The sequence below is a fragment of the Ornithinibacillus scapharcae TW25 genome (assembly GCF_000190475.1).
Classification (GTDB): Bacteria; Bacillota; Bacilli; order Bacillales; family Amphibacillaceae; genus Ornithinibacillus; species Ornithinibacillus scapharcae.
Genome location: NZ_AEWH01000006.1, coordinates 61493 through 76726, shown reverse-complemented (window position 1 = coordinate 76726; position 15234 = coordinate 61493). Strand labels below are relative to the sequence as shown.

The window sequence follows — 15234 nt, the reverse complement described above, 5'->3', positions numbered from 1 at the left end:
GACAATTCCTCCCAGTAAGAAAGACTTGGTGTTCAAAGCTGGTATGAAATCTCAACCAGGAAAATCACGTTGTTACATTCCATTTAGAATGTAATAAAAGGATGAGCTATAGTTGAAGCAAAGCATTTAAAAAAGTGAACGATTTGTTAACCGTTCACTTGTAGTATGGAAGAAAGGTATTAAATTTATTGAAGGAAAATATCGGAACCACTGTTGTTACTTTACATTTACTTTTAAATTCAAATATTCTTCTAAAAATACACCAATTCCGCTTTCTTGATTCGTAACTGTAACATGCTTTGCGATTGATTTTAATGGGTCTATTGCATTTCCCATTGCAACACCAACACCAGCATAATCAATCATTTCTAGATCATTATCCTCATCACCAAAGGCAATGATTCGATCTTCTGGTATTTGGTAGTAGTGGGCGATTTTTTTTAATCCAACTGCTTTATTTATTCCTTTTTTGACAATTTCAATAACATTCCAAGGAGCTCCCCATTTTCGATGCTCAATTACTTCTGCATGAAATTCATCCAGATGGTCTCTTAAAGTTGTAATGTGTTCCTCTTTTGGATGAATCAATAATGATGTCGGATCTTCATTTAACTTACTTTTTAAACTTCCAATGACAAATGGTGAGTCATCTTTTGTCTGATAAAATATGTCAATTAAATCTTGGTCGTATTTATCAAGATAGACATTGTCCATCACTTCAGCTAAAACGTTTTGAACATCCAAATCATAACATGTCTGTACGATACTTAGGGCTGTTCTTCTTGGCATAGGATTATGGAGGACATCCCATTTATTATCTTGGGGGTGATGGATTAACGCGCCATTAAAGTTAACCATCGGTGTTTGTAAGCCTAGCTCATGATAATACTGGATACTAGCTCGATGGGGTCTGCCAGTCGCAATGACAACAATATGACCATCATCCATTGCATTTTTCAAAATTTTCTTATTCTTTTCACTTATTACTTTGTCATCAGACAGTAGTGTACCATCAAGATCTAAAGCGATTAGATGTTGTTTTGTCATTTTATTCACCTCATTGTCCTTAGTTTATTCGTGTTCTGCTTATATGTAAAGGGATATTGTGTAATAGTTCAGTTAAATTAGTTTAACTATTTTCCTAAACGTACTATCATATAACTAGAGAAACTAAGATAAGGGGAAGTTGCAAATGATTGGAATAAAGAAAGAGAAAATTGCTGGAATACCAAGTCTAACTGTAGTTCACTTAGATAGAGAAAATGATTCCTTACCAACAGTCGTTTATTTTCACGGAATTACTAGTGCTAAGGAACACAACTTACCGCTAGCATTTTTACTGGCAGAACAAGGAATCCGCGTTATTTTGCCAGATAGTATGTATCATGGTGAACGGGAATCAGCTGACATTCAGGATGTTCGATATTACTTGTTTAACATCGTTCTACAAAACGTAAAAGAATTAGAAATGATTAATCATGAGTTAGTAAGTAAAAACCTTATCTTAGATGGGAAAATCGGTGTTGCGGGTACAAGCATGGGGGGCATTACAACAGCCGCGGCATTGTCAGAGTATCAGTGGATAAAAACAGCAGCCATATTAATGGGTTCTCCTAAATTAACAGAATTTGCTAGAGAGTTAGTGGAGGTTTATAGCAAAGCAGGCAATTTACCTTTGTCTCAACAAGAGATAAGTCAGTTATATGATACATTAGCAACAAGGGATTTATCCCTACAAGCAGAAAAATTAAATGATAGACCTTTGTTAATTTGGCACGGAGATCGTGATTCGGTTGTGCCATTTGAGCATTCTTATAGCTTTTATCAAAAGGTCAAGAAAATCTATAGAACGGAAGAAAACATTCATTTCATCCGTGAGAAGGATCGGGATCACAAGGTAAGTAGACCTGCTATATTAGAGACCGTGAAATGGTTTGTGCGCCATTTGTAGGTAAATCATTTAAAAAAGTAAGAAAATATGTTTAAATGAAAGTAAGATGATAGAAGGAGGGAAAACCATGGATGAAGCATTAAAAGAAAATCTCATGGGAGCTCTTGAAAATGTAATTGACCCTGAGCTAGGTATTGATATTGTTAACCTCGGGTTAATATATGATGTAGATTTAGATGATGAAGGATTATGTGTAGTGACGATGACACTTACAGCAATGGGTTGTCCATTATCTGCTCATATTGAAGCCGATGTGCAACGTGCACTATACGATATACCTGAAGTAAAGGAAACGAGAGTAGATATTGTTTGGGACCCACCTTGGGGTAAGGAAAGAATGTCACGTTATGCCAAGATAGCATTAGGAATTCCAGATTGATAAAAGAGAAGCCAGCGGACTAATAAATGTCTGCTGGCTTTTGCTTTATTTTAGAAATAATATGACGAGTGTACCTACCACAAAACAATAAAACGCAAAGTATTTTAAATTCCCTTTAGCCATGATATTCATAAACCATTTTAAGGCGAAATAGGAAGCTATTATCGACGCCATGAACGCTAATAAATAAGGAATTAGTAGCGTTTTTAGACTCTCATCGCCTACTATATCACTGAATGACATAACAGCAACACCTAAGCTTATCGGGATGTAGAGTAAGAAAGAAAAACGCAATGCTGTATCTTGTTTCATTCCTAGCAACATAGAAGCAACTATGGTAGCACCAGATCTGCTGATACCCGGAAACAGTGCCACAGATTGGGCTAGTCCGACAATAATTGCATCTTTTGTAGAGATTTGTTTTTCTCCTTTTCTTCCTCTTAAATTACGAATAATCCATAGCGCAACACCTGTGATTAATAATGTAATCCCAACAATAAATGGCTTAGCTTCAAAACTGTTATTTAGTAATAACCCAAATATGCCAGCTGGAATAGTTGCGATTACTAATAACAGTATAAAGTGAAAATCACTCTTTGCCTCTTGATCACGAGTGAGAATATAGCGGAAACCATTTTTAGTCAGTCTTGATATATCCTTAAAATAAATGATAATCACAGCAATTAAAGATCCTGTATTTACAATTGCTTCAAATGTCATGCCTGGAGTTTCAATATGAAATAGCTCTCGGGCGAGAACAATGTGACCACTAGAAGATATAGGGATAGGCTCAGTAAAACCCTGTAATAACCCTAACAATATGTATTGTATTAATGTAATAAAATCATTATCCATTTATATTCTCCTTAGAAAAATACTTCACAATTGGCTAATTCTGTAACCACCTAATGGGCGTGTGAATAGTCTAATTTGTGAGGAGGTCGATGAGAATGTCTCACCAAAAACATATGTATGACTTGTGCAAAAATCATATGCATTCATACGTACTAGCTGAGCTAGAGGATGGCACAAATTTTGATGGTATAATTACGGGTTTAGATGAAGAATATGTATATTTTGCTGTTCCGATTGATAATGAAACTCCATCTCAAATGATGCAAAATGATCCATCCCAAATGATGCAGAATATGGGCGAACTACGTCAGTTTGGTTGGTATGGTTTCGGAGGTTTTCCACCATATGGTTACGGATTTCCAGGGTTTGGTTTTCCTGGCTATGGCTTTGGACCGAGAAGAAGATTTAGACGATTAGTTCTACCTTTAGCTGCACTTACTGCTTTAAGTGTCCTTCCATGGTATTAATCAAATAGCGTTCAGCGAGAATACCATACAATAGTTTAAAAAGAGAAAACCCTTGCCCCAGATTACAAGGCAAGGGTTTTCTAATCATCTTTATTGCTCTTTTTTCTCGCGTAACATGCCGTCTCCAAGAAGGAAAACAATGATAGAGAATACAGCAGCTAAAACAAATGTAGCAACTAGGTCTAATGATTCGCCACCCATACTTGATAACACGTAAGATAGCACGAACGAAATTAGAACTGCCCAAATAATCGTAAAGATATAACGCATATGTACACCTCATTTTTTATTTTCCGCAAAATTTTTAAGCTAATATAAATTCCATATTAATTTTACCAAACCAATACATAAATGAAAAGTATTAAATCATAGTTTACAGAGAGAGGGAGGAATCGTTATGAAGATTTTAATCCAAAATTGTTTTCATTGGATTGGGTATCATTATGTTAATTATTTTCTCGAAAAGGGAATGGTAGTAAAAGGGGTAGACCAGATTAATACCAATAAGAAAGAAAATTTATATATGCTTGTCGGAAGAAATAGTTCTTTTGAACTAATGGAAACATTTGACCCAAGTGATCAGGTTGATGTTATGCTTATTATTGGAAAAGTGGACATTCCCAATAATATTACATGTAATCGGATAATACACATTCCAATAGGTAACTCACCACAGAAATTACCTAACACTGTAGTAATAAACCCTCCAATACTATTTGGAGAATGGATGGATATGAACGAAACGGGTTTTTATCATGATAATCATTTTATCACCTTCGACTCAGATGAGTTTCGGAGGGATGCAGTGCATATTCATGATTTTGTTCAAGCAACTTATCCTGTATTGAATGCTGACGTTATATCTCAAAGAATTGATGTGCTTTCAAAAAAAATTTTCCTAGATGATGCAGTAAAACTTGAAAATTCTATCTATATTCGTGACAATAGACCTATAGAGGAAAGTCTGAGGAAAATAAAATCACATTACCAACGCTACCAACAATTTTATTAACTCACTATATAGATACTGAATGGAGTGCACTAACTTGAGGAGAAGATATTCTATTTACCTGTTCGTTATAACAAGCTTAATCTTTATTGTTGGCTGTGCCCAAGATAATCAACAAGGTAATTTGTTTAAGGTGGGTATGATGGTGAAGGGGACAGTAGAGGATAATCCATGGAATGATAAAGGTTATAAAGGTCTTCTTGCTATTGAAGATAAGTTTGATGTGGAAGTAGAAGTTATCGAAAATGTGGAAACAGACGAAGAAATCTCAAAAGCGGTTAGTGAGCTCGTTGATGAAGGAGTTAATCTAATAATTGGCCATAGTAGTATATATGGGGAGCAATTTTATAGTTTAGCTAAGAGTTTTCCAGATATCCATTTTATATATACAAATGGGAATTATTATAGTGAAAATCTTACAAGTCTGACGTTCAATTCACATGCAATGGGTTTTTTTGCTGGAATGATCGCAAGTCAAATGTCTAAATCAAATGAAGTAGGAATTATTGCGGCATATCAATGGCAACCTGAAATAGAAGGATTTTATGAAGGTGTTAAATTTAAGAATGCCAACACAAATGTGAACATGGAATTTATCTATGACTGGAATGACAAGGATGTCGCTTTACGAGCATATAATAAAATGAAACAATCAGGTGTAGATGTTATTTATCCTGCTGGAGATGATTTCAGTGAAGAAATCATAAAACAAGCAAGTGAGGATCAAATTTATGCAATTGGATTTGTTTCTGACCAGTATAAAATTGAACCAAAAACGGTGTTAACGAGTACCGTGCAGCATGTAGATCGACTGTATGTATTAGCAGCGGAAAAGTTTCATAATGGAACATTAAAAGGGGAAATCATGTCTTTTGATTTTAAGGATGATTTAATTACATTGGGAGAATACAGTGAAGAGGTGCCAAAGTATTTTCAAAAATCCTTAAATGAATATATTGAAGAGTACAAAAAAACAGGCTTGCTACCCAATCAATATTGATTTTTTGTCATGGAATTAGATTGGGATGGAGTAGTTGTATCTTGCAAGTCTTTCTTTTTTGCATTAAAATTAGTACCTAGTCATAATATTTGATAATAACAACGTTGTGAGGAGATGTAAAAATGGGTGTTGGAATTTTAGGTGTTGGACATTATGTACCGACAAAGATCTTAACGAATTTTGACTTGGAAAAAATGGTTGATACAAGTGATGAATGGATTCGAACTAGAACAGGAATTGAGGAAAGAAGAATCGCTGATGATGATATGAATACTTCACATATGGCATACCATGCATCTTTAAGCGCTTTAGAAGATGCAAATATTAGCCCTGAAGAAATAGATTTGATATTAGTAGCAACAGTTACGCCGGATACACCGTTTCCATCCGTATCCTGTATGCTACAGGAAAAGCTCGGTGCATGGAATGCCGCGGCAATGGATATTAGTGCTGCATGTGCTGGCTTTATGTACGGTATGATTACTGCAAAACAGTTTATAGAAACAAAGGTATACAAAAATATACTTGTTGTTGGTGCTGAAAAACTTTCGAAAATAACAGATTGGACTGATCGTAATACCTGTGTGCTTTTTGGAGATGGTGCAGGGGCAGCTGTCCTAGGTGAAGTTTCCGATGGAAGAGGTATATTAGCATTCGAGTTAGGTGCGAATGGTTCTGGCGGTAAGCACCTATATCAGAAGGATGATGGATACCTAGCAATGAACGGCCGTGAAGTATTTAAATTTGCAGTTAGACAAATGCCAGATTCATCAATCAATGTCATTGAAAAAGCAGGGTTACAGAAAGAGGATGTTGATTTTCTAATTCCGCACCAAGCTAATATCCGCATCATGGAAGCTGCTATGGAGAAATTAGGAATTTCAGAGGATAGAATGGCAAAAGTCATTAACAAATATGGAAATAATTCTTCTGCATCTATACCTATGGCTTTATCGGAAAGTGTAAAGAATGGTAAAATTAAGGAAGATGATGTAGTTGTATTAGTAGGATTTGGTGCAGGTTTAACATGGGGAGCAATTTCATTACGCTGGGGACGATAATTGTCATCCTTTGATTCTGTTGAATACTAAATTATAGGAGGAATACTAAAATCATGTCAGAAAGAAGAGTTGTTGTAACAGGGGTTGGAGCAATTACTCCTGTTGGAAATGATGTGAATACAATGTGGGAAAGTCTATTAGCAAGTAAATCAGGAATTGATTTTGTCACGCAAGTAAATAAAGAAGATTTCCCTGCTAAGGTAGCTGCTGAAGTAAAGGATTTCGATCCTTCTCTTTATGTTGATAAAAAAGATGCACGAAAAATGGATCCTTTCACACAATACGCTGTAGCAGCTTCCAAGATGGCATTAAAGGATGCTAACTTAGAAATAACGGATGAAATTGCCCACCGTGTAGGTGTTTGGATTGGTTCTGGAATTGGTGGAATGAAAACTTATGAAGAACAATTTATGAAATTTGTTGAAAAGGGTCCAAAAAGAGTTAGTCCTTTCTTTGTTCCAATGATGATCCCAGATATGGCTGCTGGACAGGTATCGATTCAGACAGGTGCAAAAGGAATTAACTCATGTTCGGTAACAGCATGTGCATCTGGGGCAAATTCAATCGGAGATGCATTTAAAGCGGTACAACGTGGAGATGTGGACTACATTATCGCTGGGGGTAGTGAAGCACCAATTACAAACATGGCCTTTTCTGGTTTCTCAGCAATGAAGGCACTATCCTTTAATGATGACCCTTCTATAGCAAGTCGTCCGTTTGATAAAAATCGAGATGGTTTTGTAATGGGTGAAGGTGCAGGTATCCTAATCTTAGAATCACTTGAAACAGCACTGGCTCGTGGAGCACGTATTTATGCTGAAATTGTGGGTTATGGTGCAACTGGAGATGCATACCATATCACTGCTCCTGCTGAACATGGTGAGGGCGCTGCTAGAGCAATGCAACACGCACTAAAGGATGCAGGGTTAAAGCCTGAGGATGTAGATTATATTAATGCTCATGGTACAAGCACAGACCTAAATGATAAATATGAAACAGAAGCAATAAAAACCATTTTCGGTGAACATGCTTACAAGCTTGCCGTCTCATCAACTAAATCAATGACAGGTCATTTATTGGGAGCGGCTGGTGGAGTAGAAGCTGTCATCTCTGTTAAGGCAATTGAAAACGGAGTTATTCCACCAACAACCAATTACGAGACACCAGATCCTGATTTAGACCTAGACTATGTTCCAAATAAAGCGAGAAAGCAAGATGTAAATGTAGTTGTAAGTAATTCATTAGGTTTTGGTGGACATAACGTAGCACTTGTCTTTAAAAAATATCAATAATGTGAAGGCTGACTGTAATGGTCAGTCTTTTTCATTGGTTTTATGAACAAGTTACGAGCGAACATAGTCCCTGTACTGAAAAATATGGGCCCACCATGAGAGAACAAAGTCCCTGTTCCGAAAAATATAAGTCCACCGTGCTAGCACATAATCCCTCCCCGACAAATATGATCCTGCTAGGAGAACTATCAGCCCGAAATATTACCTTTTAGCCTATTATATCTATCATCTCTATCATAGTTTCTATATGTAGTGCATATAATCAATTAAAAATAATGGACAAGCTAGGTGGTTGGATAATGGGGCATTTGTTTTTATTTTTAATCGGATTTGGACTAGCTGTAACGGGTGGAGTGACATTGATAGCGTATATGAATTTTTTGCCAGCTGGGGTATCTTGGGCAGAATATTTTTTGTATGTGGGGAGTAGATTCGAGTGCTATCTTTTGCCAATAGGCGTTTTAATGATGACGTTTGTAATTTATACTTTTCCAAATAGACCCTAACTCGGGTAATTTTCACTCTATCGAATAATTTTTCAAATGATGGTCATAATGTATTCTAAAGCGATGTTCAAAAATACTGGTAGAGATGGTATTTTTTGAGCAACCTCAGGTAAAGATTCTTTGTGGGAGTGAGGGGTGTTTTATGTTATACTTACACGATGTTTGGGTCAACTGGTTTGAAGGAGAAGAAAACGGGTATAATGTTTGTTATTTTCATGAATGGCGAAAAGATGATGGTATTGAATTACTTGATCAAGTGCCTTTAATTTACATAACAGAATCATTGTTTCAATACATTGAAAATGATATGCATGACTTACCGAAAGGCTTATTAGATGCTATATACAAACGTGCGTATACTCGAAAAGGTCAAGAGAGATCCGTAGTAGACTATGCATGTATTGTAACCGACGGAAATGATATTATAGCATTTGATACTATCGGGTATCGTATACCAATTCGAAAAAGCAGACTAATCCCAAGACAAGAACAGCTTGTATATGAAATGATTGGAAAATCAAAGCCACAAAGCTTCGGTTTTGATGACTCTAGGTATATAAAAGAATATCATATGCTTTCCATGTCACCAGAGCTAATTTTCGGGTTAACTAGAAGAGAAAGACAGTTAAAGCAACTGCTTATGATGGGGTTGGATCAACTCAGGACTTCTAATAATATAGAAGAGCTTCGTTATTGGTTAACGGAATGGGATCCTAAGAAGTATCCCGATATTCGTTATATGGATGAAGACGAAGTATGGCAAGCATTATATGATGGAGTTAAATACGGTTGGAGTCTTGATCATGAAGAACTTTGTGAAAAACTAATAAAAGGGCAACCATTCTTGGAAAAAATGTGGGAGCTTGAGAGCAATTACGCAGAAGGCGCATCCAAACAAAAATCAAAGAATCAGTGAGGGTTTATTCTCTCACTGATTCTATTTGTTTATGGGTATTCTATGAATCAATACACAACCATTGTCCCCTTAGGAAAGACATTTTATTTGATATTCTATTTACAAAAGGTGCATCATGAATATATGACGTCATTTTGTAAGAGAAGGAGAATCCATAATGAAAGGTATTACTGTTAAACAACCAGGTGGACCTGAACAACTAGAATTGACAGAACTAGCAACTCCAAAACCAATGGACGGGCAACTGCTGATTAAGGTGCAGAATGCTGCGGTAAATCGTACAGATATCATTACTAGACAAGGAAAGTCAGGTTATATGAAAAATCCTGTACTTGGTGTAGAGGTTGCTGGAATAGTGGAAGATGTAACTGGAAATAGTCCATTCGCTGTTGGTGAACGAGTAATGGGATTAGTAAACGGTGGCGGATATGCTGAATATGCTCTTATGCCAGTTGATCGAGCAATGAAGATTCCAGATAACTTTTCATTTGAACAAGGAGCAGCCATACCAGAAGTGTTTTTAACTGCATTTCAAACTTTATACTGGATTGGTAAGCTTACGAAACACGAATCAGTGTTGATTCATGCTGGTGCAAGTGGGGTAGGAACGGCGGCCATCCAGTTAGCCAAACACATATCGGATGCGAAGGTCATTGTGACTGCAGGGTCTCAGAAAAAACTAGATTTCTGTCAACAATTGGGTGCAGATGTTTTGATAAATTATAAGGAAAAAGCTTTTGAAGAAGACGTTTTAAAAGCGACAGATGGCAAAGGTGTCGATCTTATATTAGATTTTATTGGTGCGGATTATTGGGAGAAGAATTTAGCTAGTATTAAACAGGGTGGAAGATGGGTGTTAATTGGAACCCTTGGTGGCGGTGTCGTTCCAAACGTTAATTTAATGGCGTTAATGGCCAAGTATGTACAATTATATGGAACACTATTAACACCAAGAAGTGATGAATATAAAGCTAATTTAGCGAAGGAATTTACTGAGGTTGTTATACCTTATTTCGAGAATGGAAGTATTAAACCAATAGTAGATACTGTCTTTCCGATAGAGGACACCGCTAAGGCTCATACCTATATGGAAGAAAACCGTAATATTGGTAAGATTATTATTCAAGTACAGGGGAACTAGTTCATTCTAGCTTTGAGAAATTCAAAGGATGCTCAGACTTTTTCTATATAAAAACGCAATCCTAAATGGGTTGCGTTTTCACTTATGAACCTTATCGATTCTGAATACCTTTTTGCAAATAAATCATTTCATTGGCCAATTTTTGGATTCTATCGGATATGCTACGATCAATAATTTCTTCACTGTTATCATTAAAAGCGTCGTTATGAATATAAACATTTCCAGTGGGAATCAACCCTTTAAAATAAGAAAGAATGGGCTTTAACTGATATTCTGGTACAAGAAAGTGTTTATTAGACCAACCTGTTGCGACAATACCTGTTACCTTATATTTGAACGCATTCTCAGGAAGCAAATCGAACAAGTTCTTAAGTGCTCCAGAAATAGAAGCTTGATAAATTGGAGTTCCAAAAACCAAAAAATCTGCGTTCAGCATTTTTTTAACCACGTTTATCGTGTCATTATTATAATCTGCTAATGGAGCACCAATTGCAAAATCTATCTCATATTCTCTTAAGTCAATTAATTCGGTTTTGATGGATAAATCAATCTGTTGAGCTGCGACTAATACATCGTTTACCGCAATGGATGTCTTATCACCAGCCATAGCCCCTGAAATTCCTACTAATTTCATGCCATACCCTCACTTTTCTTCTGATTGTCATGATGTTACCACGAACATATAATACTTACCTTCTCATTGATGGTATCATGTTACAGTGTATTTTCCAACCAATCTGGGAGTAGAGAAAACTACAATCTGTAAACTAGGAAATATTAACAATAATATCTATTTCCATTTTGTGTAAGCTAATTAGATAGCGCACATGGAATTCGTGTGAAAATTATGGTGTGGACATTAGGAGGATTCATCATGAGCATAGAAAATTACCAGGGTAGTAATAAAATGATTATTGGTATTGTGTTTGGGGTTACTACTTTTTGGTTATTTGCACAAGCAATGGTAAATATTGTACCGGCAGTTCAAAAGGATTTGGGTCTTGACTTAGGGGTTATTAATATAGCAATCAGTTTAACTTCTTTGTTTTCAGGTATGTTTATCGTTGTTGCAGGGGGATTAGCTGATAAAATCGGAAGAAAGAAAATTACCTATTTGGGTTTAATACTAAGTGTTATAGGATCGTTATTATTAGTGCTGGCACAGGGATCAGTATTATTGATAATTGGTAGAGTAATGCAAGGTTTATCGGCTGCTTGTATTATGCCTGCGACCATTGCTCTTATGAAGGCTTATTTTGAAGGTGCAGAGAGACAGCGAGCATTAAGTTATTGGTCTATTGGTTCATGGGGTGGATCTGGTATTACTTCCTTTGCAGGTGGAGCTATTGCTACGTACATGGGGTGGAAATGGATATTTATCTTTTCCATCATTTTTGCATTACTTGCTATGTGGCTGATAAAGGATGTACCAGAAAGTAAAGCAAAAACAACAGGGAAATTTAGATTCGATTACGGTGGATTGATTATTTTTATCATTACAATGTTAGCAATTAATATTTTCATTACACAGGGCGCTGAATTAGGTTGGACAAGCTTTATAACCCTTCTTGTTGCAGTTGTTTCGGTTGTTGGAATCGTTGTTTTTATCTATTATGAGGGTAGAAAAAGCAATGCTCTAATTGATTTCAAGCTATTTAAAAATAAAGGTTATACGGGTGCAACAGTATCTAATTTCCTTTTAAATGCTGTTGCCGGTACGTTAATTGTTGCGAATACGTATGTCCAAGTTGGTCGGGGATTTACTGCTTTTCAATCAGGTTTACTATCATTAGGCTATCTGGTCGCGGTCCTCTCATTAATTCGGGTTGGCGAAAAGATTATGCAGCGTACAGGAGCTAAGAAACCGATGGTATGGGGTTCATTTATTACCTTGATCGGGGTTGCCGTTATGGGATTAACGTTTTTACCGGACCTTCTTTATACCATCATCGTATTTGTCGGATTTATTCTATTTGGTCTTGGTCTTGGAATGTATGCAACTCCATCGACAGATACGGCTGTAGATTCTGCACCTGATGATAAAATCGGGGAGGCCTCAGGGATCTATAAAATGGCTAGTTCACTAGGTAATGCATTTGGAATCGCAATCTCAGCAACTGTATATGGAGCGGTTTCGGAAGTAAGCTCTGTACACATGGCAGCAACGGTTGGAATCATAACAAATGTCATTTTTGCAACGGTATCGTTACTTTCCATTTTATTCTTGATTCCTACTGTAACCAAAAAGCAGAAGGAAGAATCCATGCAAAGGTAGATATATACAATAAATAAATCGCCAAGGAGGAATTTATCATGTTACTAGACGAACTAATGGCAAATTTAGCGGCGAAGAAAGAACGCATCATTGATATTCGACGTTATTTACATGAACATCCGGAATTATCCTTTCAAGAAGAAGAAACAGCTAAGTATATAGAAGAGTTTTATCGTGAGGTACCAGTTGATGCTGTTGAAACAAATTTCGGAGGAAATAGAGGCATCGTAGTGACTATTAAAGGCACTAAACCTGGAAAGACGATAGCAATACGTGCGGATTTTGATGCTTTACCAATTAAAGAAGAGACTGATTTACCATTTGCCTCTAAAAATGAAGGTGTCATGCATGCATGTGGACATGATGGGCATACAGCATATATGTTGGTGTTAGCAGAAACGTTGGCAGAACATAAAGAACAGCTTAAAGGAACCATAAAAGTTATCCATCAACCAGCAGAAGAAAAACCACCAGGTGGTGCAATAGGAATGATTAAAGCTGGTGTTTTAGAAGGGGTAGATGCGATATTCGGTATTCATGTGATGACGAATATGGAAACAGGGAAAATTTTTTATAGAAGTGGTAACACCCAAACTGGGCGTTCATATTTTAAATTAGTTGTAAAAGGGAAAGGTGGACATGGATCTTCTCCACATCTTGCTAATGATGCTATTGTAGCAGCAAGCTCCTTTGTAATGAATTTGCAAACAATTGTTAGTCGCCGGATTAATCCTTTTGATACTGCTTCCATCACAATCGGTAATTTTGATGGGAAAGGTACATTTAATGTCATTAAGGATACGGTTACCTTGGAGGGGGATGTAAGAACAATGTCTCCAGGGACAAGGGAAACGGTTGAAAATGAGGTCCGTGCTTTTGCAGAAGGACTAGAAAGATCTTATGGGGTTAAGGTCGATTTAGAATATAAGAATGACTATCCAGTTCTGTGTAATGACCCAGAGATAACGGAGCATGTAGCTCTAGTATTGGCGAAAGCGTCTATACCTGAGGTTGAAGCTGTATTGGAAACTCCACCACAGCCCCCATCAGAGGATTTTGCTTACTATCTTGAGAAAGTACCAGGTTGTTTCTTTTATGTTGGGGCTACACCTGAATCTGGAGAAGCGTATCCACATCATCATCCTAAGTTCGATATTAATGAAAAGAGCCTTATTATTAGTGCGAAGGCTATGGCTGCTGTTGTAGCTTCTTATTGTGATGGAAGTGAATGATAAGCCCATCATAAGTGCTGCACCTTACAGATGTGAATTCGCTAATAATTAGTGATAAACGCTGATATATATATAAAAACGCTGATATATGGAGAAAATAGCTGATATTAATTCAGGAATATAACCCCGTAAAAGCCTACGAATTAATTGCTACTTAAGGATCTTCATAATTCTTCCTTTCATAGGAATACTACCAGTGAAAGGGAAGAATATTCTTATGGAGGCTATGCTGATGGATAAGGAAATGAACTATGGAAGTGACTATAAGTATATCCCTGCGACATCTGTTGGTAGTGGGGTAGGACTAGAATTATTACCAGACTTGTATTGTTACACGATCCAAATCGTAAATATAGGTCTCGTTGGGGATCCGAAGTCAAATGAGTATGTACTGATAGACGCAGGAATGCCGAACTCTGCTAATGAAATAATATCAGTGACAGAAGAACGCTTTGGTCAAAATAGCCGACCAAAAGCCATTATCCTAACACATGGTCACTTTGATCATGTTGGAGCGATTGTCGATTTGGTTAGTTATTGGCAAGTACCGGTTTACGCCCATGAATTAGAAATGCCGTTTTTAACAGGTAAGAAGGCATATCCAGAACCTGACCCTACGGTTGAGGGAGGAATGGTGTCTAAAATGTCGCCGATGTTTCCAAATGAACCGATTGACCTTGGTAACCATATCGAAATGTTACCTTCAGATGGAACGGTTCCACATATGCCTGACTTTAAGTGGCTTCATACACCAGGACACTCACCAGGGCATATATCATTATTTAGAGAAAAGGACAGGGCATTAATTGCTGGTGATGCATTTGTTACGGTAAAACAAGAGTATCTATATAAAGTTATCACACAGGAACAGGAGATAAGTGGTCCACCAAGATATCTGACAACCGATTGGGATGCAGCAAAAAAATCCGTCATGGAGTTAGCCAAGCTAAATCCTTCCGTTGCAGTTACAGGTCATGGACTACCGATGACAGGCGAATTATTAACGGAGAGCCTGGAAACATTAGTTCAAGATTTTGACAGCATTGCTATTCCAGATTATGGGAAGTATGTAGATAAAAAACTTCATTAAATACAAAAAAACTCCTCTAACTAGATGTCAGAGGAGTTTTATCGATTATTAGGATTCTTA

At 36.8% G+C, this 15234-nt stretch carries 17 protein-coding genes; 13 read left to right on the top strand and 4 right to left on the bottom strand.

Going from position 1 to position 15234, the window contains the following annotated elements:
* Positions 1–216 precede the first annotated feature (216 nt).
* Positions 217–1047, bottom strand: coding sequence for a Cof-type HAD-IIB family hydrolase (locus G5W_RS0101625; protein WP_010093630.1), 831 nt, complete (start codon positions 1045–1047; stop codon positions 217–219).
* Between the two features lie 145 nt (positions 1048–1192).
* On the opposite strand from G5W_RS0101625, the gene G5W_RS0101620 reads away from it, so the two are divergent.
* On the top strand, positions 1193–1951 hold the full coding sequence (locus G5W_RS0101620) for a YqiA/YcfP family alpha/beta fold hydrolase (protein WP_010093629.1): 759 nt from the start codon (positions 1193–1195) through the stop codon (positions 1949–1951).
* Positions 1952–2018: 67 nt separating this feature from the next.
* Entirely contained in the window at positions 2019–2330 is a 312-nt protein-coding gene (locus G5W_RS0101615; RefSeq protein ID WP_010093628.1) for a metal-sulfur cluster assembly factor, read from the top strand.
* 45 nt (positions 2331–2375) lie between these two features.
* Here the strand turns inward: G5W_RS0101615 and G5W_RS0101610 are convergent, their stop codons facing one another.
* A complete protein-coding gene (locus G5W_RS0101610) occupies positions 2376–3185 on the bottom strand; it encodes an undecaprenyl-diphosphate phosphatase (protein WP_010093627.1) in 810 nt (269 codons plus the stop codon).
* 95 nt (positions 3186–3280) lie between these two features.
* Here G5W_RS0101610 and G5W_RS0101605 point away from each other — a divergent pair, with 95 nt between their 5' ends.
* Positions 3281–3652 carry a hypothetical protein gene (locus tag G5W_RS0101605; RefSeq protein WP_010093626.1) on the top strand — a complete coding sequence of 124 codons (372 nt, stop codon included), beginning with the start codon at positions 3281–3283 and terminating at the stop codon, positions 3650–3652.
* Between the two features lie 90 nt (positions 3653–3742).
* Here the strand turns inward: G5W_RS0101605 and G5W_RS0101600 are convergent, their stop codons facing one another.
* Positions 3743–3922, bottom strand: coding sequence for a YjzD family protein (locus G5W_RS0101600; protein WP_010093625.1), 180 nt, complete (start codon positions 3920–3922; stop codon positions 3743–3745).
* Between the two features lie 127 nt (positions 3923–4049).
* Here G5W_RS0101600 and G5W_RS0101595 point away from each other — a divergent pair, with 127 nt between their 5' ends.
* The 7 genes from G5W_RS0101595 (at position 4050) to G5W_RS0101565 (ending at position 10577) form a co-directional block, all read left to right on the top strand.
* Positions 4050–4664 (top strand): hypothetical protein, encoded by a 615-nt coding sequence (locus tag G5W_RS0101595; RefSeq protein ID WP_010093623.1) that lies wholly within the window; start codon positions 4050–4052, stop codon positions 4662–4664.
* A 34-nt stretch (positions 4665–4698) separates the two neighbouring features.
* Positions 4699–5661, top strand: a complete 963-nt coding sequence (locus tag G5W_RS0101590) for a BMP family ABC transporter substrate-binding protein (protein ID WP_010093621.1) — start codon at positions 4699–4701, stop codon at positions 5659–5661.
* Between the two features lie 122 nt (positions 5662–5783).
* Positions 5784–6722 (top strand): beta-ketoacyl-ACP synthase III, encoded by a 939-nt coding sequence (locus G5W_RS0101585; RefSeq protein ID WP_010093620.1) that lies wholly within the window; start codon positions 5784–5786, stop codon positions 6720–6722.
* A gap of 53 nt (positions 6723–6775) precedes the next feature.
* Entirely contained in the window at positions 6776–8014 is a 1239-nt protein-coding gene (fabF, locus tag G5W_RS0101580; protein ID WP_010093619.1) for a beta-ketoacyl-ACP synthase II, read from the top strand.
* A gap of 299 nt (positions 8015–8313) precedes the next feature.
* Positions 8314–8520, top strand: a complete 207-nt coding sequence (locus G5W_RS0101575; protein ID WP_010093618.1) for a YuzI family membrane protein — start codon at positions 8314–8316, stop codon at positions 8518–8520.
* A gap of 142 nt (positions 8521–8662) precedes the next feature.
* Positions 8663–9436, top strand: a complete 774-nt coding sequence (locus tag G5W_RS0101570) for a YjbA family protein (protein ID WP_010093617.1) — start codon at positions 8663–8665, stop codon at positions 9434–9436.
* 157 nt (positions 9437–9593) lie between these two features.
* Positions 9594–10577: an NAD(P)H-quinone oxidoreductase gene (locus tag G5W_RS0101565; RefSeq protein ID WP_010093615.1), complete on the top strand. Its 984-nt coding sequence runs from the start codon at positions 9594–9596 to the stop codon at positions 10575–10577.
* Positions 10578–10668: 91 nt separating this feature from the next.
* Here the strand turns inward: G5W_RS0101565 and G5W_RS0101560 are convergent, their stop codons facing one another.
* On the bottom strand, positions 10669–11211 hold the full coding sequence (locus tag G5W_RS0101560; RefSeq protein ID WP_010093613.1) for an NADPH-dependent FMN reductase: 543 nt from the start codon (positions 11209–11211) through the stop codon (positions 10669–10671).
* Positions 11212–11451: 240 nt separating this feature from the next.
* Between G5W_RS0101560 and G5W_RS0101555 the strand changes: the two genes are divergently transcribed.
* The 3 genes from G5W_RS0101555 to G5W_RS0101545 all read left to right on the top strand — a co-directional run bounded on the left by G5W_RS0101555 (position 11452) and on the right by G5W_RS0101545 (position 15174).
* Positions 11452–12852, top strand: coding sequence for an MFS transporter (locus tag G5W_RS0101555; RefSeq protein ID WP_010093611.1), 1401 nt, complete (start codon positions 11452–11454; stop codon positions 12850–12852).
* Positions 12853–12890: 38 nt separating this feature from the next.
* The gene (locus G5W_RS0101550; RefSeq protein ID WP_010093609.1) at positions 12891–14084 is read left to right on the top strand and encodes a M20 family metallopeptidase; all 1194 of its coding nucleotides are present in this window, start codon (positions 12891–12893) and stop codon (positions 14082–14084) included.
* A 232-nt stretch (positions 14085–14316) separates the two neighbouring features.
* A complete protein-coding gene (locus G5W_RS0101545; RefSeq protein WP_010093608.1) occupies positions 14317–15174 on the top strand; it encodes an MBL fold metallo-hydrolase in 858 nt (285 codons plus the stop codon).
* Positions 15175–15234: the final 60 nt, after the last annotated feature.

Coding starts and splice junctions, on each gene's coding strand:
- G5W_RS0101565 (WP_010093615.1), top strand. CDS start 9,594: ATGAAAGGTATTACTGTTAAACAACCAGGTGGACCTGAACAACTAGAA.
- G5W_RS0101570 (WP_010093617.1), top strand. CDS start 8,663: ATGTTATACTTACACGATGTTTGGGTCAACTGGTTTGAAGGAGAAGAA.
- G5W_RS0101595 (WP_010093623.1), top strand. CDS start 4,050: ATGAAGATTTTAATCCAAAATTGTTTTCATTGGATTGGGTATCATTAT.
- G5W_RS0101585 (WP_010093620.1), top strand. CDS start 5,784: ATGGGTGTTGGAATTTTAGGTGTTGGACATTATGTACCGACAAAGATC.
- G5W_RS0101555 (WP_010093611.1), top strand. CDS start 11,452: ATGAGCATAGAAAATTACCAGGGTAGTAATAAAATGATTATTGGTATT.
- G5W_RS0101560 (WP_010093613.1), bottom strand. CDS start 11,211: ATGAAATTAGTAGGAATTTCAGGGGCTATGGCTGGTGATAAGACATCC.
- G5W_RS0101625 (WP_010093630.1), bottom strand. CDS start 1,047: ATGACAAAACAACATCTAATCGCTTTAGATCTTGATGGTACACTACTG.
- G5W_RS0101600 (WP_010093625.1), bottom strand. CDS start 3,922: ATGCGTTATATCTTTACGATTATTTGGGCAGTTCTAATTTCGTTCGTG.
- fabF (WP_010093619.1), top strand. CDS start 6,776: ATGTCAGAAAGAAGAGTTGTTGTAACAGGGGTTGGAGCAATTACTCCT.
- G5W_RS0101550 (WP_010093609.1), top strand. CDS start 12,891: ATGTTACTAGACGAACTAATGGCAAATTTAGCGGCGAAGAAAGAACGC.
- G5W_RS0101620 (WP_010093629.1), top strand. CDS start 1,193: ATGATTGGAATAAAGAAAGAGAAAATTGCTGGAATACCAAGTCTAACT.
- G5W_RS0101575 (WP_010093618.1), top strand. CDS start 8,314: ATGGGGCATTTGTTTTTATTTTTAATCGGATTTGGACTAGCTGTAACG.
- G5W_RS0101605 (WP_010093626.1), top strand. CDS start 3,281: ATGTCTCACCAAAAACATATGTATGACTTGTGCAAAAATCATATGCAT.
- G5W_RS0101545 (WP_010093608.1), top strand. CDS start 14,317: ATGGATAAGGAAATGAACTATGGAAGTGACTATAAGTATATCCCTGCG.
- G5W_RS0101615 (WP_010093628.1), top strand. CDS start 2,019: ATGGATGAAGCATTAAAAGAAAATCTCATGGGAGCTCTTGAAAATGTA.
- G5W_RS0101610 (WP_010093627.1), bottom strand. CDS start 3,185: ATGGATAATGATTTTATTACATTAATACAATACATATTGTTAGGGTTA.